General features: G+C 62.4%; 14 protein-coding genes, 5 tRNA genes and 3 pseudogenes. 13 read left to right on the top strand and 9 right to left on the bottom strand.

The window, feature by feature from the left end:
• Position 1: 1 nt before the first annotated feature.
• The 4 genes from LOKO_RS04605 to LOKO_RS04590 form a co-directional block, all read right to left on the bottom strand.
• Positions 2-817 (bottom strand): Na(+)-translocating NADH-quinone reductase subunit C, encoded by an 816-nt coding sequence (locus LOKO_RS04605; protein WP_066445674.1) that lies wholly within the window; start codon positions 815-817, stop codon positions 2-4.
• A complete protein-coding gene (locus LOKO_RS04600; RefSeq protein WP_066445669.1) occupies positions 817-2,043 on the bottom strand; it encodes an NADH:ubiquinone reductase (Na(+)-transporting) subunit B in 1,227 nt (408 codons plus the stop codon). Before LOKO_RS04600 ends, LOKO_RS04605 begins: the two co-directional genes overlap by 1 nt.
• The gene (locus tag LOKO_RS04595) at positions 2,043-3,392 is read right to left on the bottom strand and encodes a Na(+)-translocating NADH-quinone reductase subunit A (RefSeq protein ID WP_066445666.1); all 1,350 of its coding nucleotides are present in this window, start codon (positions 3,390-3,392) and stop codon (positions 2,043-2,045) included. Before LOKO_RS04595 ends, LOKO_RS04600 begins: the two co-directional genes overlap by 1 nt.
• A gap of 375 nt (positions 3,393-3,767) precedes the next feature.
• Positions 3,768-5,231 carry a glyceraldehyde-3-phosphate dehydrogenase gene (locus LOKO_RS04590; protein WP_066445663.1) on the bottom strand — a complete coding sequence of 488 codons (1,464 nt, stop codon included), beginning with the start codon at positions 5,229-5,231 and terminating at the stop codon, positions 3,768-3,770.
• Positions 5,232-5,473: 242 nt separating this feature from the next.
• Between LOKO_RS04590 and mfd the strand changes: the two are divergent.
• Together mfd and LOKO_RS20705 are read left to right on the top strand one after the other, a co-directional pair.
• Positions 5,474-9,076, top strand: a pseudogene (gene mfd / locus LOKO_RS19775) (transcription-repair coupling factor); the annotation flags it as partial.
• Between the two features lie 33 nt (positions 9,077-9,109).
• A pseudogene (locus LOKO_RS20705) lies at positions 9,110-10,342 on the top strand (HAD-IC family P-type ATPase); the annotation flags it as partial.
• An 87-nt stretch (positions 10,343-10,429) separates the two neighbouring features.
• On the opposite strand, the pseudogene LOKO_RS20045 reads toward LOKO_RS20705, so the two are convergent.
• Both LOKO_RS20045 and LOKO_RS04580 read right to left on the bottom strand, forming a co-directional pair.
• Positions 10,430-10,501 (bottom strand): annotated as a pseudogene (locus LOKO_RS20045) (DUF411 domain-containing protein); the annotation flags it as partial.
• Positions 10,502-10,815: 314 nt separating this feature from the next.
• A tRNA-Ala gene (locus tag LOKO_RS04580) sits at positions 10,816-10,891 on the bottom strand.
• 234 nt (positions 10,892-11,125) lie between these two features.
• Here LOKO_RS04580 and uvrY point away from each other — a divergent pair.
• The 8 genes from uvrY (at position 11,126) to nadB (ending at position 16,556) form a co-directional block, all read left to right on the top strand.
• The gene (uvrY, locus tag LOKO_RS04575; RefSeq protein ID WP_066445660.1) at positions 11,126-11,773 is read left to right on the top strand and encodes a UvrY/SirA/GacA family response regulator transcription factor; all 648 of its coding nucleotides are present in this window, start codon (positions 11,126-11,128) and stop codon (positions 11,771-11,773) included.
• 48 nt (positions 11,774-11,821) lie between these two features.
• A complete protein-coding gene (uvrC, locus tag LOKO_RS04570; protein WP_066445657.1) occupies positions 11,822-13,636 on the top strand; it encodes an excinuclease ABC subunit UvrC in 1,815 nt (604 codons plus the stop codon).
• Between the two features lie 69 nt (positions 13,637-13,705).
• Positions 13,706-14,254 carry a CDP-diacylglycerol--glycerol-3-phosphate 3-phosphatidyltransferase gene (pgsA, locus tag LOKO_RS04565; protein ID WP_066445655.1) on the top strand — a complete coding sequence of 183 codons (549 nt, stop codon included), beginning with the start codon at positions 13,706-13,708 and terminating at the stop codon, positions 14,252-14,254.
• A gap of 63 nt (positions 14,255-14,317) precedes the next feature.
• Positions 14,318-14,392, top strand: a tRNA-Gly gene (locus LOKO_RS04560).
• A 103-nt stretch (positions 14,393-14,495) separates the two neighbouring features.
• Positions 14,496-14,570, top strand: a tRNA-Gly gene (locus tag LOKO_RS04555).
• 112 nt (positions 14,571-14,682) lie between these two features.
• A tRNA-Cys gene (locus tag LOKO_RS04550) sits at positions 14,683-14,756 on the top strand.
• A 35-nt stretch (positions 14,757-14,791) separates the two neighbouring features.
• Positions 14,792-14,878 (top strand) — tRNA-Leu (locus LOKO_RS04545).
• Positions 14,879-14,966: 88 nt separating this feature from the next.
• Positions 14,967-16,556: an L-aspartate oxidase gene (gene nadB, locus LOKO_RS04540; RefSeq protein ID WP_066445652.1), complete on the top strand. Its 1,590-nt coding sequence runs from the start codon at positions 14,967-14,969 to the stop codon at positions 16,554-16,556.
• Positions 16,557-16,579: 23 nt separating this feature from the next.
• On the opposite strand, the gene LOKO_RS04535 is transcribed toward nadB, so the two are convergent.
• Entirely contained in the window at positions 16,580-16,897 is a 318-nt protein-coding gene (locus LOKO_RS04535; RefSeq protein WP_158509924.1) for a hypothetical protein, read from the bottom strand.
• Between the two features lie 40 nt (positions 16,898-16,937).
• The gene (locus LOKO_RS04530) at positions 16,938-17,225 is read right to left on the bottom strand and encodes an FAD assembly factor SdhE (protein WP_066445648.1); all 288 of its coding nucleotides are present in this window, start codon (positions 17,223-17,225) and stop codon (positions 16,938-16,940) included.
• A gap of 231 nt (positions 17,226-17,456) precedes the next feature.
• Between LOKO_RS04530 and LOKO_RS04525 the strand changes: the two genes are divergently transcribed.
• The 3 genes from LOKO_RS04525 to lapB are packed head-to-tail and all read left to right on the top strand — an operon-like array spanning position 17,457 to position 19,273.
• The gene (locus LOKO_RS04525; RefSeq protein ID WP_043514416.1) at positions 17,457-17,753 is read left to right on the top strand and encodes an integration host factor subunit beta; all 297 of its coding nucleotides are present in this window, start codon (positions 17,457-17,459) and stop codon (positions 17,751-17,753) included.
• Between the two features lie 26 nt (positions 17,754-17,779).
• Positions 17,780-18,085, top strand: a complete 306-nt coding sequence (locus tag LOKO_RS04520) for a lipopolysaccharide assembly protein LapA domain-containing protein (protein WP_066445646.1) — start codon at positions 17,780-17,782, stop codon at positions 18,083-18,085.
• Positions 18,086-19,273, top strand: a complete 1,188-nt coding sequence (gene lapB / locus LOKO_RS04515; protein ID WP_066445640.1) for a lipopolysaccharide assembly protein LapB — start codon at positions 18,086-18,088, stop codon at positions 19,271-19,273.
• A gap of 18 nt (positions 19,274-19,291) precedes the next feature.
• Here the strand turns inward: lapB and pyrF are convergent, their stop codons facing one another.
• Positions 19,292-19,990 carry an orotidine-5'-phosphate decarboxylase gene (gene pyrF / locus LOKO_RS04510; RefSeq protein ID WP_066445636.1) on the bottom strand — a complete coding sequence of 233 codons (699 nt, stop codon included), beginning with the start codon at positions 19,988-19,990 and terminating at the stop codon, positions 19,292-19,294.
• Positions 19,991-20,061 lie beyond the last annotated feature (71 nt).

Below are 20,061 nucleotides of genomic sequence, written 5' to 3'. Positions count from 1 at the left end.
ATCAGGCTCCTTCCGCTTCGAGTTCGACGTCGGCTTCCTGAGCCTCTTCCTGGTCGATTCCTGCACGGAATTTCGCCAGGTACTCACCAAAACCTTCCGGGCTCAGCCAGAACTGCAGCATGTTGGTGACGCCATTGGCCGTCAGCGTGGCGCCGGAGAGACCATCAACCTGATGCTCTCCGGTTCCTGCACCGCGGGCTACGCGAATGGCAGGCTGGACACTCTGTTCGTCAGCGTAGATCTCCTTGCCCTGCCACTGAGCCTGCCAGCGCGGGTTGTTGACCTCGGCACCCAGCCCCGGGGTCTCGCTGTGCTCGTAGTAGGTGATGCCGACAATAGTGTTGCCGTCGCCCTCAATGGACATGTAGCCGCGCATCAGCCCCCACAGGCCCTGACCTCGAATCGGTACGATGATCTGCTCGGGATCATCGGGGTCGCCGACCAGGTAGACGGTGGCGTAGTTCTCGACCCGGGACAGGCCGGCAATGTCGCGATCCCCGGAGAGAGTACGACCGGTGGCCGGATCACGGGCCGCCTGGAAGTGGTCGAAGGTCTCCGGATCAAACTGATCGGTATATTCACCGGTACGCATATCCACCACGCGGGGCGTGATTTCGGCGAAGGCAGCCTCCACGTCAATGCCGCGTTCATAGAGGTTGGCAACGCGCAGGATATTAGTCTTGCGGTCGAGTTCCTCATTGAGCTGCTGCATGGGACGCAGCGCCACGGCAGCGGTGGAGACGATGACCGAACACACGATGCAGAGTGCGAACGCCACCGTCAGGATCTTCTTGATGGAGTTATTGCTCTGTGCCATCAGGCAGTCTCCTCGGCCGGTACACCGGTGCGCTGCAAGCGGCGCTTGATGTTGGCCTGAACAAAGAAGTGATCGATCAACGGCGCGAACAGGTTGGCAAACAGGATCGCCAACATGATGCCCTCGGGGAAGGCCGGGTTGACCACACGGATCAGTACGGTCATTACCCCGATCAGCGCACCGAAGATCAGCCTTCCCTGGTTGGTCATGGAGGCGGATACCGGATCAGTGGCCATGAAGACCATGCCGAAGGCGAAGCCGCCGACCACCAGGTGCCAATACCAGGGCATGGCGAACATCGGGTTGGTGTCGGAGCCGATCAGATTGAACAACGCACTGGTCGCCACCATGCCGAGGAAGACCCCGAGCATGATTCGCCACGAAGCGATCTTGGTCCACAGCAGGATGGCCGCGCCGATGAAGATGGCCAGCGTGGATGTCTCACCGATCGACCCCGGGATGAAGCCCAGGAAGGCGTCCCACCAGGTGAACTCAGTGGTCAGTGCAGCCATGCCCTCCTGGAAGGCCAGGGAGAGGGCCGTTGCACCTGTGTAACCATCGGCCGCCACCCACACCGCATCGCCGGAGATCTGGGCCGGGTACGCGAAGTAGAGGAAAGCACGGCCGGTCAGCGCCGGGTTGAGGAAGTTCTTTCCGGTGCCGCCGAAGATTTCCTTGCCGATCACGATACCGAAGGTGATGCCCAGGGCGACCTGCCACAGCGGGATATCAACCGGCAGGATCAATGCGTAGAGCACCGAGGAGACGAAGAAGCCTTCGTTGACCTCGTGGCCACGCTTGACGGCGAAGAGCACTTCCCAGAACCCGCCAACCACGAAGGTCACGAGATAGATCGGCAGGAAGTAGGTCGCACCCAGCACGATATTCGACCAGAAGCTGCCCGGGTCGTGGCCGGCGGTCAGCGTCATCATGATCGCCTCGCGCCAGCCCGCCATGGAGGCGTAGCCTTCGGCAATCGCCATGTTGGACTGCCAGCCGGCATTCCACATGCCGAAGAACATGGCCGGGAAGGTACAGGCCCAGACCGTGATCATGATGCGCTTGAGATCGATACCGTCACGCACGTGGGCCGTGGTCTTGGCCACGCTCGGGGGCGCATAGAAGATGGTGTCGACCGCTTCGTACAGCGGATACATCTTCTCGTACTTGCCACCCTTGTGGAAATGCGGTTCGAGATTGTCGAGTGTCTGTCGGATACCCATCATCAGGCCTCTTTCTCGATCATGGTGAGGTTGTCACGCAGGATGGGACCGTATTCATACTTGCCTGGGCACGCATAGGTGCACAGCGCCAGGTCCTCTTCATCCAGCTCCAGGCACCCGAGCTGCATGGCCACCTCGATGTCGCCGACGATCAGGGAACGCAACAGCTGGGTCGGCAGGATATCCAGCGGCATGAGCCCCTCGTAGACCCCAACCGGCACCATGGCACGCTCGGAGCCGTTGGTCGACGTCGTGGGGGCGTAGTTGCGCAACCCCGTGAACTTCGACAGATAGATACCCATGACCGAGTGGCGATTGAACCCTGGAGACAGCCACCCCATGAACTGGCGCTTGTTGCCCTCTTCCAGCATGGTGAACTGGTTGTGGAAGCGACCCAGGTAACGCAGCGACCCTTCACAGGCAAAGCCTGAAAAGACCGAGCCGGAGATCACGCGCGTCTCATCGGGTTCGATGACTTCACCGGTCAGCAGTTCCTCGGTGCTGGCCCCGATACGGGTCCGCAGCAGTCGTGGGTTCTCGGCCCGGGGACCGCCTACCGCAACGACACGGCTCATGTCGAGCCTGCCCTCAGCGAACAGCTTGCCGAAGGCGATCACATCCTGATAGCCGATGTGCCATACCCGCTTGTGCAGGGCGACCGGCGACAGGAAGTGGATATGCGTGCCGACAAGCCCCGCGGGATGGGGGCCGGAGAAGGTCTCGACCTGAACGCCAGCGACGTTGCCCCCGGGGATTTGCGCATCCGGGGCGGTGCAGAGATAGACCTTGCCCTCGGTCAAGCGCGCAAGCACCTTGAGGCCGTCCTCGAAGGCTTCAGGCTGCTCGTTGATGATCCCGGCAGGATCCGGACAGAGCGGGTGGGTATCGATTGCGGTGACGAAGATATCGGCCGGAATGCCGTCGAGGGCCGGGCTGCGCGAATAGGGGCGTGTCCGCAACGCGGTCCACATCCCCGACTCGACCAGCTGGTCGACCACGGCCTGGCGATCCAGGCTCTCGAGCTTATCGCGACCATGGGCAGTGAATGACACCGCCTCTTCGGTCTCGTCGACCTTGATGACCACCGAGAGCAGCCTGCGCTTCTCTCCGCGATTGATGGCGATGACTTCGCCGGCAGCCGGTGCCGTGAAGCGCACACCCTCGTTTTTCTTGTCGGTGAAGAGCAGTTGGCCCAGCTTCACCTTGTCCCCTTCCCGGACCTCCATGGTCGGCTTCATGCCAACATAGTCGGTACCCAGGAGTGCCACGTGGCGCACCGGCCGCGCATCTTCGATGCGCGGCTCGGGCGCCCCCATGATGGGGAGATCCAGGCCTTTCTTGACTTCGATCATAGTCTCGCCCAGTTGATGGATCGGATATACGAAGGAAAGGGGTTCGAATGGATTCGAATTCTTATTAGCGTCAGTACGTTACCAGTCAGGCCCGAAGGAGCTTCGGACCACCCCGAAAAATCCACGGTATTATAAAGACAAGCGTGCTCAAAGGCCACACGACCTATGGTCGCAAACCGCCAAAGAACACACGCAGGGCGGAACGAACCCAGGGTAAAGAAGACGTTGAAAGTGCCTCATACCGAGCCGCCGCGCGGCCTGGGAAGCCTGCACCGGCACATGAAGGGGTGCCGGCGCAGATGAGGCAAAGATGACCTGCGTCATGGCATTCCCGACCGCAGGGGTCGGGAAAGGGGGACGACTCGGCTTCGGCGCTCAGCCCCGGGCGCGAGGCAACTTGAGAAAATGCACGTTGGAAATGTGCTGCAGGATGCGCACCACCTGGCAGCTGTAGCCGAACTCATTGTCGTACCACACGTAAAGCACCGCGTGGCGGCCGTTGGCGATGGTGGCCTTGGCATCCACGATCCCGGCATGACGGTTACCGACGAAATCGGATGACACTACCTCCGGTGAATCCACGTAGTCGATCTGCTTCTGGTAGGCAGAGTCGATGGACATGCGACGCAGGTAGTCGTTGAGAGCCTCCGCATCGGTTTCCTTCTCCAGGGTCAGGTTGAGGATCGCCATGGAGACATTGGGCGTAGGAACACGGATGGCGTTGCCGGTCAACTTGCCGCCGAGCTCGGGAAGCGCCTTGGCCACGGCCTTGGCGGCGCCGGTTTCGGTCAACACCATGTTGAGCGGCGCACTGCGCCCGCGCCGGTCGCCCTTGTGATAGTTGTCGATCAGGTTCTGGTCGTTGGTGTAGGCATGCACCGTCTCGACATGGCCATGTTCAATGCCATATTCGTCGTTGAGCACCTTGAGCACCGGCACGATGGCATTGGTGGTGCATGACGCTGCCGACAAGATCGTATCCTCGTCGTTGATGTCACCATCGTTGATGCCGAAGACGATGTTCTTGATATCGCCCTTGCCCGGCGCGGTGAGAAGTGCCTTGGCTACTCCTTTGCACTGGAGGTGCTGGCCCAGGCCAGCCTCATCGCGCCAGATACCCGTATTGTCCACCACCACGGCATTGCTGATGCCGTAGACGGTGTAGTCGACATCGGCCGGAGAGTCGGCGTAGATCACCTGGATGACGTTGCCATTGGCGGTGATGGTGCGGGCCTCGACGTCGACGCTGATGGTGCCGTCAAAGGGACCGTGGACGGAGTCGCGACGCAGCAGGCTTGCCCGCTTCTCGAGATCCTTGGCGATATCGCCACGGCCGCGCACGACGATGGCGCGCAGACGCAGCAGGTTGCCTCCGCCGGCTTTCTCGACCAGCACGCGCGCAAGGATCCGGCCAATGCGACCAAAGCCGTAGAGCACGACATCCTTCGACTCACCGTTGTTGCCATTGGCATCGCGCCGATCGACGATCTCGCTGAGCTCCTCACGCAGGAAGGCCTTGGCATCACCCCCGCCGCGCTGCTTGAAGGCCACGCCCAGCTTGCCCACGTCCACATGGGCGGGTCCCAGGTTTAGTTCGGTCATGGCCTGGACCAGCGGGAACGTATCCTGAACGGAAAGCTCCGTCCCCTCGACCTTCCTGACGAAGCGGTGGTCCTTCAGGATGCGAATCACCGAGCGGTTGAACAGCGACCGTCCATAGAGGGTGGTGACCACATTGTTGTGACGGTATAGGCTGCCGATCAGCGGAATCATCTGCTCGGCGAGGGCCTGGTTGTCGTGCCAATCCTGAAAAACGGTGTCGAGGGGTTGCTGACTCACGTGAAGCCTCTCTGATGATCTGGAATTCATACGCATTATCACGTCAGCCATCGGGCGGAGCAATCGCAGGATGGTCGCAGGCGCTGTAGGGGGATTACAGAAATGGCGGGGTGACTACAAGGCAATCCTCGGGCTGGTATGATCCCCTGTGTCGATTTCAAGGCCCGCGCGGTCTCGATACTCGCACCCAGCCCGTTCCATCGGCCCGACCAGAGAGCCTAACGATAGTGCCTGACGACACCATGTCCCATTTCTCACTGCTCGATCCGCCACGCCCCAGGTGTCTCCGAGACACCCTCTTCTGGCACACCCCTCCCGGCAGCGGCACCGCCCTGGCCCTGGCTCACCTTGCCGAGGACGCCCCCCTGCTGGTGGTAACCGCCGATACCGCCGGCGCCCAGCGCCTCGAGAACGACCTGCGCTTCTTCTCCACCACGCCGGTACTGCCCTTTCCCGACTGGGAGACCCTGCCCTACGACAGCTTTTCACCCCATCAGGACATCGTCTCGGCAAGGCTGCGCACCCTGCGCCGGCTGCAGGACGGCACGCACGGCATCGTCCTGGTGGCAATCAACACCCTGATGCAGCGCCTCCCGCCGGTCGAGTACATCGCCGGCCGAGTACTGACGCTGGAAGTGGGCATGCGCCTCGACCGGGAGGGCTTTCGCGAAAGCCTGTCCCGGGCCGGTTACCGGGCGGTCGAGACCGTATACGAACCCGGCGAGTACGCCCTGCGCGGCGCCCTGATCGACCTCTTTCCCATGGGCAGCGAGTCTCCGCTGCGCATCGACCTGTTCGATGACGAGATCGATACGCTGAGACACTTCGACCCGGACACCCAGCGCAGCCGGGAAAAGGTCGATGGCGTGGAACTCCTGCCGGCGCACGAATACTCGCTGGCACGCTCAGCCATTGCCTGTTTCCGCGAAGGCTTCGAGACCCTGTTCGACGTGGATCCACGCCAGTGCCCGCTGTATGTGGATGCACTCAAGGGCATACCCTCCCCCGGGCTGGAGCAGTACCTGCCGCTTTTTTTCGAAAATACCGCAACCCTGTTCGAACACCTGGCGGAGGGAACCCGTGTAGCGCTGCTGCCGGGAGTGTTTGATGCTGCAGAACATCACTGGGCGGCCATAGAGAGCCGCTACGAGAATCTCGGGGTGGACCCCACACGCCCCCTGCTACCACCTCATCGCGCCTTCGTGCCGGTTGCTGAGGCGTTTGCGGCCATCAAGCAGCACCCCCGGGTCGAGATTACCGACGACCCTGACCACCGCCACGCCCTGCTGCCCGCGGCCAAGGCGCCTCCATCGGTACCCATCAACGCAAGGGCGAAGCAGCCGCTAGCCGCCCTTGAGGCGTTCCTGGCCCAGAACCCCGACACCAGGACGCTGTTCGTCGCCGAATCCCGGGGCCGTCGCGAAGCCCTGGAAGAGACGCTGGCCCCGCTGCACCTCCAGCTTCCGCATGCGGCCGATTTTCATAGCTTTCTTGACGGTGATAGCCGCCTGGCGATCACCGAAGGCGAGATCGACGCCGGCCTGTGGCTGGAGCGCCCCGACCTTGCCGTGATCAGCGAGACCGAGCTCCTCGGTGACGTGGTGCGCCAGAGCCGCCGCCGGGAAAAGGCGACCGATGCCAACGAGCTGGCCGTTCGTCACCTCTCCGAGCTGCGCCCCGGCGCCCCCGTCGTCCACCAGACCCACGGTGTCGGACGCTACCGCGGCCTGGAGACCCTGGAAGCCGGCGGCCAGGCAGCCGAGTTCGTCGCGCTGGAATACGCCGAAGGCGCCAGGCTGTATGTGCCCGTGGACAGCCTGCATCTGATCTCCCGCTACGCTGGCGCCGACGACGAACTGGCTCCGCTGCATCGGCTCGGCTCCGACCACTGGGACAAGGCACGCCGCCGTGCCGCCGAGAAGATACGCGACACGGCAGCCGAGCTGCTCGATGTCTATGCCCGCCGCGAGGCGCGCGAAGGGTTTGCCTGCACCCCACCGGATGACGAGTACAGCCGCTTCGCCGCGAGCTTCCCCTTCGAGGAGACCCCGGACCAGCGTGCCGCCATCGCCGCGGTCATCGGCGACATGACGGCCCCTCGCCCCATGGATCGGGTGGTCTGCGGCGACGTCGGCTTCGGCAAGACGGAGGTCGCCATGCGCGCCGCCTTCCTCGCCGTACAGTCAGGCCGCCAGGTGGTGGTGCTGGTGCCCACCACCCTGCTCGCCCGCCAGCACTATGAGAACTTCCGTGACCGCTTCGCCGACACCGCCGTGCAGATCGAGCTGATCTCGCGCTTCACCGCCGGCAAGGGCCAGGCCGAGTCGCTTCAGCGCATCGAGTCCGGCAAGGCCGATATCGTCATCGGCACTCACAAGCTGCTGTCTAAGTCGATGAAACTGCCTAACATGGGACTTATTATCATCGACGAGGAGCACCGCTTCGGCGTTTCACAGAAGGAGCGGCTCAAGAACCTGCGTGCAGAAGTGGACATCCTTACGCTGACCGCCACGCCCATCCCGCGCACCCTGAACATGGCCATGAGCGGGATCCGCGATCTCTCCATCATCGCCACCCCTCCCGCTCGCCGTCTGTCGGTGAAGACTTTTGTCCAGCAGCGCGACGAGTCAGTGATCAAGGAGGCGATCCTGCGCGAGATACTGCGTGGCGGCCAGGTCTACTTCCTGCACAACGAGGTAAAGACCATCGAGATCGCCGCCGAGAAGGTGCGCGAACTGGTGCCAGAAGCGCGGGTGGCAGTGGCCCATGGACAATTGCCGGAACGCGCACTCGAGCGAGTGATGTCCGACTTCTACCACAAACGTTTCAACGTGCTGGTCTGTTCCACCATTATCGAGACCGGCATCGACGTGCCCAGTGCCAATACCATCGTCATCGAGCGCGCCGACCGTTTCGGCCTAGCCCAGCTCCATCAGTTGCGCGGCCGGGTCGGGCGCAGCCACCACCAGGCCTATGCCTACCTGCTCGCTCCCCCACCGCGCACCATGACCCGTGATGCGGCCAAGCGCCTTGAGGCAATCGCCGGAGCAGAGGACCTTGGGGCCGGCTTCACCCTGGCCAGCCACGACATGGAAATCCGCGGCGCCGGTGAACTACTCGGCGAAGAACAGAGCGGCCAAATGGAGGCGATCGGCTTCATCCAGGAAGGCAAGGCCGAACAGGCGCTGGAGAGTATACGCGACATGCTCTCGCCCCAGGCGAACGTGCTGCGTGGGGGAAAGCGGCAGACGATAGATGCCGAGGAGCTGGTGCCCGGCGACATCGTGATGGTGGAGAGCGGCGACCGGATACCGGCGGATCTGCGTCTCATCGAAGCAAAGCGCCTGCGTACCGAAGAGGCGGCGCTGACCGGGGAGTCCACGCCGGTCGACAAGCAGACCGAACCGGTAGAGGAAAACGCCGACCTCGCCGAGCGAAGCGCCATGGCCTACGCCAGCACCATCGTGGCCCAGGGTACGGCGGTGGGTCTCGTGGTGGAAACCGGGACCCGAACCGAAATCGGTCGTATCTCGGAGATGCTGCGCGATGTGGAGCAGCTCAAGACCCCCTTGCTGCGCCAGCTGGACCGGGCCGGGCGGGTGCTGGCCATCTTCATCCTGGGTGCCGCCGCTCTGACCGCAACGTTCGGCGTGATCATTCATGACCAGGCCATCAGCGCCATGTTCATGGCCGCGGTAGGCCTCGCGGTTGCCGCCATCCCCGAAGGGCTACCCGCCATCGTGACCATCACCCTCGCGCTGGGGGTGCAGGCCATGGCCAAGCGCAACGCCATCATTCGCCGGCTGCCTGCAGTGGAGACCCTGGGCTCGATCTCCACCATCTTCTCCGACAAGACCGGCACCCTCACCCGCAACGAGATGACGGCACAGGCCATCTGGCTGCCCGAAGGCGAGTTTCGTCTTTCCGGCATCGGCTTCAAGCCGGAGGGCGAGCTGCAACTCGCCCCGAGGGACAAGGAGAGTGACGAGGAGGGTGAGACGATCTCACTGGACGATTACCCCGCCCTGGCTCACTTCCTCAAGGTCGGCGTGTTGTGCAATGACGCCGAGCTGGCCAAGGAAGAGGAGCGCTGGACGATCCACGGCGACCCCACCGAGGGAGCCCTCGTCGTGGCTGCCGCCAAGGGCGATGTCGATACCCACGAGCTTCGTGAGGAACACCCCCGCAAGGATGCCATTCCCTTCGAGTCCGAACGCAAGTACATGGCCACCCTCAACGACCTGGATGGCAGTCGTCTGCTGGTCAAGGGCGCACCGGACCGGCTGCTGGAAATGTGCCACAAGGTGCGCGGTGACGATGGCGATAACGACCTCGACCACCAGGAGTGGGAGGACCGTATCCATGCCCTCTCGTCCCGGGGGCTTCGGGTACTGGCACTGGCAGAAAAGGATGGCGAAGGCATCTCCGGCGAACTCAGCGACGAACACGCGGAAGAGGGCCTGGTGCTGCTTGGCCTGGTGGGGCTGCTGGACCCCCCACGGGAAGCAGCGATCGAGGCGGTCAAGCAGTGCCTGCAAGCCGGCATTCGCCCGGTCATGGTGACAGGTGACCATGCCGTGACTGCCCGTGCCATCGCCGACCAGCTTGGCTTCGCCCAGACCGAGGAGGCGGTGAGCGGGCGCGAGCTGGAATCCATGAGCGACGAGGAGCTCGAAAAGAAGATTCTGAAAGTGGATGTCTTCGCCCGCGCCGCGCCGGAGCACAAGCTGCGCCTGGTCAAGGCGATGCAGGCCCAGGGCGGCATCTGCGCCATGACCGGCGACGGGGTCAACGATGGCCCTGCCCTCAAGCGTGCCGACGTCGGCGTTGCCATGGGCATCCAGGGCACAGAGGCCGCCAAGGAGGCCGCCGAGATGGTGCTGGCCGATGACAACTTCGCCACCATCGTCAATGCCATCGAAGAGGGACGGAAGGTCTACGACAACATTCGCAAGACCATCACCTTTATCCTGCCCACCAACGGCGGCCAGGGCCTGGCGATCATGCTCGCCGTGCTCGGGGGAACCATGCTGCCGGTGACGCCGCTGCAGGCGTTGTGGGTCAACATGGTGGTGGCGGTGACCCTGGGCCTGGCCCTGGCCTTCGAGAAGGCCGAGCCGGATATCATGCAGCGTCAGCCACGGGATCCATCGGCGGCACTGCTCGAGCAGTCGCTTGATGTCGGCTGCCGGAACATGGCCCTCGATGACATAGCCATCGATCAGCGCCGTATGACAGGAGGAGAGTTCCGGGGTGACACCGTGTTCCATCTTTACCGAGCGCATATCGCGGGTCTTGTGCTGGCGAACCTCGAAGCCCTCCTCTCGGAGGTGATCGGCCCAGTCGGTACAACAGCCACAGTTGGGATCCTGGTACATCTCGACCACCGAACNGGAAGCGTCATGCGATTCGAAGAGACTTCGTAGCTGGCTGGCATCCATGAGCCCCAGATCGGTATCGCTCACACGGACCTCCAATTTTTCCAGTGAGTCCGTATAGAGTGTGGGAAATATCTGGGATATGACAAGTGCATACGAAAAATGCCGCCTGGCGCAGAGCGCCAGGCGGCATTTCAAGTATTCGATGGTGGAGCCTAGCGGGATCGAACCGCTGACCTCAACACTGCCAGTGTTGCGCTCTCCCAGCTGAGCTAAGGCCCCACGTGTACTCTCGCAAGAACGAGGCGAATGATACCGACCACTGTTTTCCCCGTCAACCTTGCTCGTCAGTTTTCGCGCCTCGTTGACGGTAACGTTTAGTACCGGCGCCAAGTCAATTTCCCTTGGCCAACGAGTGTGGCAAGCTTGGTGGTTTAATGACCATACGCTCTCTTCACGGACGGCTCTCTTCACGGGCGCTTCCGTGATCAACAGCAATGACGAGGAACGTCAGCCTTGATCAAGGTTCTCATTGTCGATGACCACCATCTGGTTCGTACCAGTCTCGCTCGCCTGCTGGATGAGGAGGAGGACATCGACGTTGTCGGAGAAGCTGCCAGCGGCGAGGAGGCTATCACGCTGAGCCGCAAGCTCGACCCGGACGTGGTGCTGATGGATCTGCGCATGCCGGGAATTGGCGGACTCGAAGCGACGCGCAAGATCATGCGTAACAGCGCTGATATCCGCGTCCTGGCCCTGACCGGCTTCATGGAAGACAACTTCGCCCAGCGTCTGCTCGAGGCAGGAGCCGGGGGCTTTATCAGCAAGGATACCCAGGTACCGGATATGGTCGATGCCATCCGCAGCGTATTTGCCGGCCACCGCTATATCAGCCCGGACATCGCTCAACGCCTGGTGTTGTCACGCTTCGACTCGGAAGAGAACCCCTTCGATCAGCTCTCTCAGCGCGAGCTGCAGGTGGCGATGATGATCGTCAACTGCCAACGAGTCTCGGAAATATCGGATCGGCTCTTCCTCAGCCCGAAAACCGTCAACACCTATCGCTACCGAATCTTTGAAAAGCTGGGCGTGCAGACCGACGTCGAACTCACCCACCTGGGCCTGAAACATGGTCTGGTCGATGGGTTCGATACCGTCAACTGATTCGAACGATCTGGTAAGCTTGGGACTCACGCTCCAGCCAGTGCCAAGATGACTTTCGACTCTCGACAGTTTCTCGCCCACCTGACCCAGGCACCGGGCATCTATCGCATGCTCGACGAGCAAGGCGAAACCCTCTACGTCGGCAAGGCCAAGCGGCTGAAGGCCCGCTTGTCGAGTTACTTTCGTGGCACCCTCAACGCCAAGACACAGGCCATGGTCGGTCGTATCGCGGACGTTCAGGTCACCGTGACCCGCAGCGAGATCGAGGCGCTACTGCTTGAGCAGACCCTGATCAAGGAGCTGCGTCCGCCCTACAACATCCTGCTTCGCGACGACAAGTCCTATCCCTTCGTCTTCGTCACCGACCGCCACCCCTACCCGGCGCTTGAGTACAAGCGGGCCAGGCGGCGCCACGAGGACGGCCGCTATCTCGGACCCTACCCCAGCAGCGGCGCGGTACGCGAAAGCCTGTCGCTGATGCAGAAGATCTTTCGCATTCGCAACTGCGAGGACAGCGTCTTCGCGCACCGCACCCGACCCTGCCTGCAGTATCAGATCCAACGCTGCAGCGCCCCCTGTGTCGGCTATATCAGCGAGGCAGACTATCGACGCGACCTGGAGCACGCCGTGATGTGCCTGGAAGGTCGCAGTGAACAAGTCACCGGCGAGCTGAGCGAGGCCATGGAGGCTGCCAGCCGGGAGCTGGCCTTCGAGGACGCCGCCCGCCTGCGCGACCAGGTACAGCATCTACGCCAGCTCCAGCAGCGCCAGTTCGTCGACACCGGGGGCGGCGACGCCGACGTCTTCGCCTTGGCGGAACGCGAGGACTCGCTGTGCATCTCCGTGCTGGCGGTGCGTCAGGGGCGCCTGCTGGGTGCCCGCCACCACAAGCCCGGCAACAGCCTGGGCCTGGCGACATCCGACCTGCTGGCCGAATTCGTCAGCCAGTACTATCTCGGCCAGGGCAGGGAAATCCCCCGGGAGGTGATCACCAGCCTGGCGCTTGCCGATGCCGATATCCTGGAAAGTGGCCTTTCGGCTCGCGCCGAGCGCCGAGTTCGCCTGACACACAGCGTACGCGGCCATCGCCAGCAATGGCTCGAACTCGCTCGCACCAACGCCGAGCAGCAATTGGCTGGCCAATTGGCCAGCCAGGCCCAGCTGACCCACCGCTTCGATGCGCTGCGTGATGCCCTGGCGCTGTCCCAGGTGCCGCAGCGGCTGGAGTGCTTCGACATCAGCCACAGCCATGGCGAGGCCACCGTGGCCTCCTGCGTGGTATTCGACCAGAATGGGCCACGCAAATCGGACTACCGGCGTTTCAATATCGACGGCGTAGCAGCCGGTGACGACTATGCCGCCATGCGCCAGGCCCTGAGCCGCCGCTTTCGCAGACTCGCCGAGGGAGAGGGTGTGACGCCGGATATCCTGCTGGTGGATGGCGGCAAGGGCCAGCTGAATCAGGCCCGCGAGGTGCTGTCCGAGCTGGGACTCGAGCATATCCTGCTGCTGGGGGTAGCCAAGGGCCACACTCGCCGTGCCGGCCTGGAAACCCTGTTCGTGGAAACTGTCGATCGCACCCTCGACCTGGACGGAACCTCACCGGCCCTGCACCTTATTCAAAATGTCCGTGATGAAGCCCATCGGTTTGCCATAACAGGGCATCGCAGCCGGCGCGACAAGACAAGACGCAGCTCCACACTGGAAGATATCGAAGGCATCGGCCCCAAGCGCCGACGGGAACTGCTGCGGTTCTTTGGCGGCTTGCAGGGCGTAAAGCAGGCCAGCCGGGAGGAGCTGGCCAGGGTCCCCGGGATCAGCGCCTCCCTCGCAGACACGATTCATCGATCGCTGCATGGATGAAAGGACCCACTGCGGATAGAATGGTGGCCTTCTCGGTAACCCTGACCTCAGGCAAGGATCCCCCTGTCAATGAACATCCCCAACATCCTGACGCTGGCTAGAATCGCCTTCATCCCGCTGCTGGTGGTGTTCTTCTATCTACCCTTCTCCTGGAGCATGCCGGTTGGCGCCGGCCTTTTTGCCCTGGCCGCGGTAACGGACTGGCTTGATGGCTATCTGGCACGCCGCTGGGACCAGGCCACTCCCTTCGGTGCCTTCCTCGACCCGGTGGCTGACAAGCTGATGGTCGCCGTTGCCCTCGCCCTGCTGATCGAACGCTTCGACAGCATGTGGTTGACGCTGCCGGCACTGGTGATCATCGGTCGCGAGATCGTGATCTCGGCGCTGCGGGAGTGGATGGCCGAAATGGGTAAGCGCGGCAGCGTCGCTGTCTCCTGGCTGGGCAAGGTCAAGACCACCCTGCAGATGGTCGCCCTTCTGCTGCTGTTGGCTTTTCCGCCGGGCACCCAGCTCGCCCTTCTCGGCATTGCCACGCTCTACGTCGCCGCCATCCTGACCCTCTGGTCCATGGTGCTTTACCTGCGTTCCGCCTGGCCCCACCTGAGCCGATCCATGTAGCAGGCAAGGCCAACAAGTGATTGACAGAAACGACCTTATCCGTATAATTCGCTCTCGAGTCGAGCGGGAATAGCTCAGTGGTAGAGCATCGCCTTGCCAAGGCGAGGGTCGGGAGTTCGAATCTCCTTTCCCGCTCCAGTTTCTTTTTCCAAATTCGAATGTGCCAAGGCTCGGCCCGAGAGCCGGGGCGAACCCCCTATGGGACGCCATACAGTCTGATGTATCCAGGCAATACCGATAAGCGGGAATAGCTCAGTGGTAGAGCATCGCCTTGCCAAGGCGAGGGTCGGGAGTTCGAATCTCCTTTCCCGCTCCAATCTCTTCGGGTAATGCCTTGGAACAAGGTTCCCAAGAGAAGCGGTATCGAGGGTCGTGAGCCGGTGCGCCGGTCCGATCGATCTCCTTTCCCGCTCCATACGACTCATTGAGGCTGGATGGCAGAGTGGTTATGCAGCGGACTGCAACTCCGTGTACGCCGGTTCGATTCCGACTCCAGCCTCCATTATTCCCTTCAGTTGTCTGCTCGAACCCCGTGCCGCCCGGATGGCGAAATTGGTAGACGCAAGAGACTTAAAATCTCTCGGTGGCAACACCGTGCCGGTTCGAGCCCGGCTCCGGGCACCAGACTCTTCGCTATCCCGTTCCTCTACCGGTATCATCGGACGTTAACGAGCCGATTCGGCTGATGCAACAGGTTCCAGCGAGACCCCGCATGCCCCGTAGCGAACATGACGTACTGATTGTCGGCGGTGGCGTTGCCGGCCTTACCCTGGCCTTGCACGCGGCCGGCAGCCGTCGCGTCACCCTGGTTCGTCCCGCAAGCGACGATCAGAGCGCCAGCCGCTGGGCACAAGGCGGCATTGCCGCCGTGCTTTCTCCCCAGGATGACTTCAGCGCTCATATTGCCGACACCCTGGTGGCAGGCGCCGGCCTGTGCGACGAAGGCGCCGTGCGCTTCACCGTCGAACAGGGACCAAGTGCTATCGAGTGGCTGCTTTCCCTTGGCGTGCCCTTTACCCGCGACCCGGATCCCGCCTCTCTCTATCCTTATCACCTTACAAGGGAAGGGGGACATGGGGCGCGACGCATCATCCATGCCGAGGATGCCACCGGGCGCGCGGTACTCGACACCTTGATGGCAAACACGCTGGCCCACCCCGACATCACGATACGAGACGACCTCACCGCCATCGGACTGCTGGCCGATAGCCGTGGTCAGTGCCGCGGCGCGCGCTGTCTGGCTAGCCATGGCGAGGCCACCGAACTGCTGGCGGCCGACACCATTCTGGCAACGGGAGGCGCCAGCGGCCTCTATCGGCATACCACCAGCCCCAACCCCGCCAGTGGCGAAGGCATGCTGATGGCCGCCGAACTTGGCGCCGAATTGATGAACCTGGAGTTCCAGCAGTTCCACCCCACCTGTCTCTACGATCCGGAAGGCAGCCCTTTCCTGATCAGCGAGGCGGTGAGAGGAGAAGGCGGTCACCTGCTGAATGCGCAAGGTGAACGCTTCATGCCTGCGCTCGACCCCCGCGCGGAGCTGGCCCCCCGGGATATCGTCGCCCGCGCCATCGACGCCGAAATGCAGCGCACCGGCTCCCCCCATGTCTGGCTAGACATACGCCACCTGGGGGAACACGCAATACGCCACCATTTTCCCACCATACACTCGCATTGCCTTGGTCGCGGCCTGGATATTCCTCAACAGCCGATACCGGTGGTGCCTGCCGCTCACTATAGCTGTGGCGGGATCGCCACCAACCTGGATGGTGCCTCTACCGTCCCGCACCTCTACGCCATCGGTGAAGCAGCATGCACCGGGTTGCATGGCGCCAATCGCATGGCCAGCAATTCACTGCTGGAGTGCCTGGTATTCGCTCGCAGCTGCGCGGCATGCCTGGCTGAAACTCCACCACCGCTAGAGGCGCCGCTGGCGGAGTGGCAACCGGGCCGGCAGACCGTCGATCTCGAGCAGGTTCGTCGATGGCGTTTGACCATGCGCGATATCATGACCCATCGCGTTGCCATCGTGCGACGGGACCAGGGCCTTGAGGCCGCGGCGCACGAGCTTGGCGAATTGAGTGCCGAGGTGGGAAAAATGGTGGCCGAGTCAGTACCGAGCGCGCCTCTTGCCAGCCTGTGGCATGCGCTGAGGCTGGCCAGAATGAGCGTGAACGCTGCCAGAAACCGCCGCGAGTCTCGCGGCCTGCACTTCAATCCCGACTGTCCACAACCAGCCCGGCACCCACGGCCTTCCCGCCTGCATCTCAGCGATCTGGAGCAGGCGGGAAAAGACCGCTAAGAAGCAAGCAGTACTGGAAGCGGTCAAGCAGAGAGAACCAGCCAGCGGCGCAGTTGGCGAAGCGCTTCCGGGGAACTGCTGTCCGGCCATAACCAGAGACTGCGCCCATCGATTTCGAGCGCTATCAGCCAGGGACCTAGATAGCGGCAGCGCAGTGCGACATCATGACGCTCGACGCCCGCCTCGGGCCACCAGTTCCAACGACAGCCGCTTTTTCCCTCAGGCACGATATTCAGCCGACCGCAGACACGACCATGCTCAAGCCGCCATGCCACCAGCAACATCCAGGCAAGGCCCAGCCCCGCCAGCCAGGCATTACCAAAACCCACCAGCATAGCCATCAGCATCAGTGCCAATAGCGCATGAACCCACCGCGCTAGCCTAGACGGGACGACGCGGATCGTTATCGGCGTTCTCGGCATGTTCCTGAATCAGCCGCACAATTCGATGAAAGGCGGGATCTTCCGGCTGCTCGCGCCGCATCAGCCAGGCGAACAGATCCTGATCCTCGCCTTCGATCAGCAGCCGGTAGGCCTTCTGGTCCTCTGCGTCCAGGTGATCGAAACAGTGCTCGAGAAAGGGAATCAACAGCAGGTCCAGCTCCCACATGCCGCGACGGGAGTGCCAGTAGAGCTGCTTGCGCAGGGCCGCCGCTTCAGGGGTTGTCACTTGGTCATCCGGATTCGTCGTGTCGCTCAACGTCGGCCTCGACTGTGCAGGTAAGTGGATTGTCAGTATACCGGAGCCATCAAAACGGGACAGCCTAGCGAGACGGTTTCGACACACTCCTTGACCATGGTCGTAGTGCGTTGTTTTATCTCGGTTTGCACAGTATGCTGATCAAAGAAGAATAAAGCCACCCAGGTCCAACCGGATCCGGGAACTGCTTGGAGATCACCGATGACCAAATCCGAATTGATCGAGCAGATTGCAATGCATCAACCGGAGCTTTCGATCAAGGAAGTCGAATCTGCGGTTCGCCTGATCCTCGATGACATCACCGACACCCTGGCAGAGGGCGGGCGCGTGGAAATTCGTGGGTTCGGCAGCTTTTCGCTGCACTATCGCGAGCCACGAGTCGGCCGCAACCCCAAGACTGGCGAGCCAGTCGCGCTCGAGGGCAAGTTCGTGCCACACTTTAAACCGGGCAAGGAGCTTCGCGAGCAGGTCAATGCCAGCCGCGCCCTCGGCTACTAACCGAATTCATCACAAGGGATACCCACATGCGTTGGCTAAAAGGCCTTATCCTGGCCCTCATTCTGCTGGCGGTGCTACTGGTTGGCATTCTGTTCGCCGTGAACAACCAACAGACCGTGCCGCTCAATCTTATCTGGATGGAACTGCCGGCCGTGTCGCTATCGGTCTGGCTGCTGGCTGCCCTGGTCTGTGGCGTAATACTAGGCATGCTGGCCATGACCGGCGTATGGCTGAGACTGCGTACGGCGCTATCCCGTGCCCAGCGACAAAATCGGCAACAGCGCAAGGAGCTCGACCGGCTGCGTGTGCAGGAGCTCAAGGAACTGCCCTAAATGCCCGATGTCCTGCTGCTGGCCCTGTTGGTGGCAGCCGTTGCCATAGGCTGGTGGCTTGGCCGGCGTGAAAGGCGCGGCTACCGCGACGATGACACGCCGGCGTCACTGTCTCGGGATTACTTCGTTGGCCTGAACTATCTGCTCAACGAGGAGCCGGATCGCGCCATCGAGACTTTTGTCGGCGCACTCGAAGTCAACAGCGAAACGATCGATACCCATATCACCCTGGGCAACCTCTTCCGCACCCGGGGTGAAGCCGATCGCGCCGTCAAGATTCACCAGAACCTGCTGGCCAGGCCGACACTCACGTCCGCACAGAGCGATCAGGTCCAGCTCGAGCTCTCGCGTGACTTTTTCAACCTCGGCCTCCTCGACCGAGCCGAGCGATTGCTTCAGCAGCTGATTCGAGAATCCAGCCACGACGATGTTCGCCACGCCGCCAAGCGCCTGCTGGCCGACCTTTTCGATCGCGAAGGCGAGTGGCAGGCCGCCTTCGACGTGGCCCACCCAACACTGACCCGCCAGCATGACGACCTCCGCCGTGCCGCTGCCCACTGGCTTTGCGAACTGGCTGAACAGGAGCGCCGCTCCGCCAGCCCGGGACTGGCCAGAAAGCATTTGCGACTGGCCCTCTCCGTCGATGCGAAGTGCGTTCGCGCCAACCTGCTGCTGGCAGCCATGGCGCAGGACACCGGCCACTACCGGGATGCCATTCGCCTGTTGATGCGCATACCCGACCAGGACCTGGACTTCATTCCCACGGTGCTGGAACCCTTGCGCCACGCCTATCAACTGCTGGGTGATGAGGATGGGCTTGTCACCCGCCTGGAAGGCCTGCTGGACCGCGCCCACTTTACCAGTCTGATCATCATGCTTGCCGAGACGCAGCGAAGGCGACTCGGCAACCAGGCCGCCATCGATCTGGTCAGCGAACTGCTCAATCACTCGCCAAGCCTGGGAGCGCTCGACTACCTGCTCGATCTCTACCAGCACCAGCAACAGGAGCGGGATACGCCCGATAGCCGTATCCAGCTGCTCAAGCAACACACCCACACCCTGCTCCAGGCACGACCGCGACACCGCTGTGGACGCTGTGGTTTCGACGGCGAGCCACTACATTGGCAATGTCCCCGCTGTCGCAGTTGGGGCACTACTCGCCCCATTACAGGCATCGAGGGAGAGTAACTCGCCACCCTGCAGGGATCAGGCAACCAGCTCTTGCTCAATGGCCTCCAGGGCCGCCATGGGATCCTTGGCCCGGGTTACTGGCCGACCAATGACAAGATGCGTACTGCCTGCGGCCATGGCCTCGCGTGGTGTCATGATTCGCCGCTGATCATCCGCTGCAGCGAAGCTCGGGCGAATACCGGGAGTCACCTTGAGAAAGCGGTCTCCACACAATTCGCGCAGACGAGCCGACTCCTGAGCCGAGCAGACGACCCCGTCCATCCCGCTATCCATGGCCAGCCGCGCCAGCCTCTCGACCTGTTCGCCAGGCGCCTGAGTGACGCCTACCTCCTGAAGGTCCGTTGTTTCCATGCTGGTCAAGACCGTCACCGCAATCAGATGTGTGGTCAAACCATGGCGCTCGAGCCGCTCTCGGGCGGCCTCCATCATACGTCGCCCGCCCCCGGCATGGACATTGACCATCCAGACTCCCTGCTCGGCAGCCGCCTGCACGGCGCCAGCCACGGTATTGGGAATGTCGTGGAACTTGAGATCCAGAAAGACCTGAAAGCCTCGTCCATGCAGCGCCTCGACCACATCCGGGCCACTACGGGTAAACAACTCCTTGCCCACCTTGACCCGACAACGTGTTGGATCGAGTCGGTCGGCCAGGCACAAGGCTGCATCAAGCGAGGGTTGATCCAGGGCGATGATCAGCGGCGAGTCACTAGACACAATAGGGGCTCCAGTCGGCGTCTTGGTTGAATGCAGGGAGTATATCAGCCCTATGACTAACCGTTCCCCAA

This window comes from Halomonas chromatireducens (assembly GCF_001545155.1).
GTDB lineage: Bacteria > Pseudomonadota > Gammaproteobacteria > Pseudomonadales > Halomonadaceae > Halomonas > Halomonas chromatireducens.
This window is presented reverse-complemented; position numbering and strand designations above follow the sequence as displayed.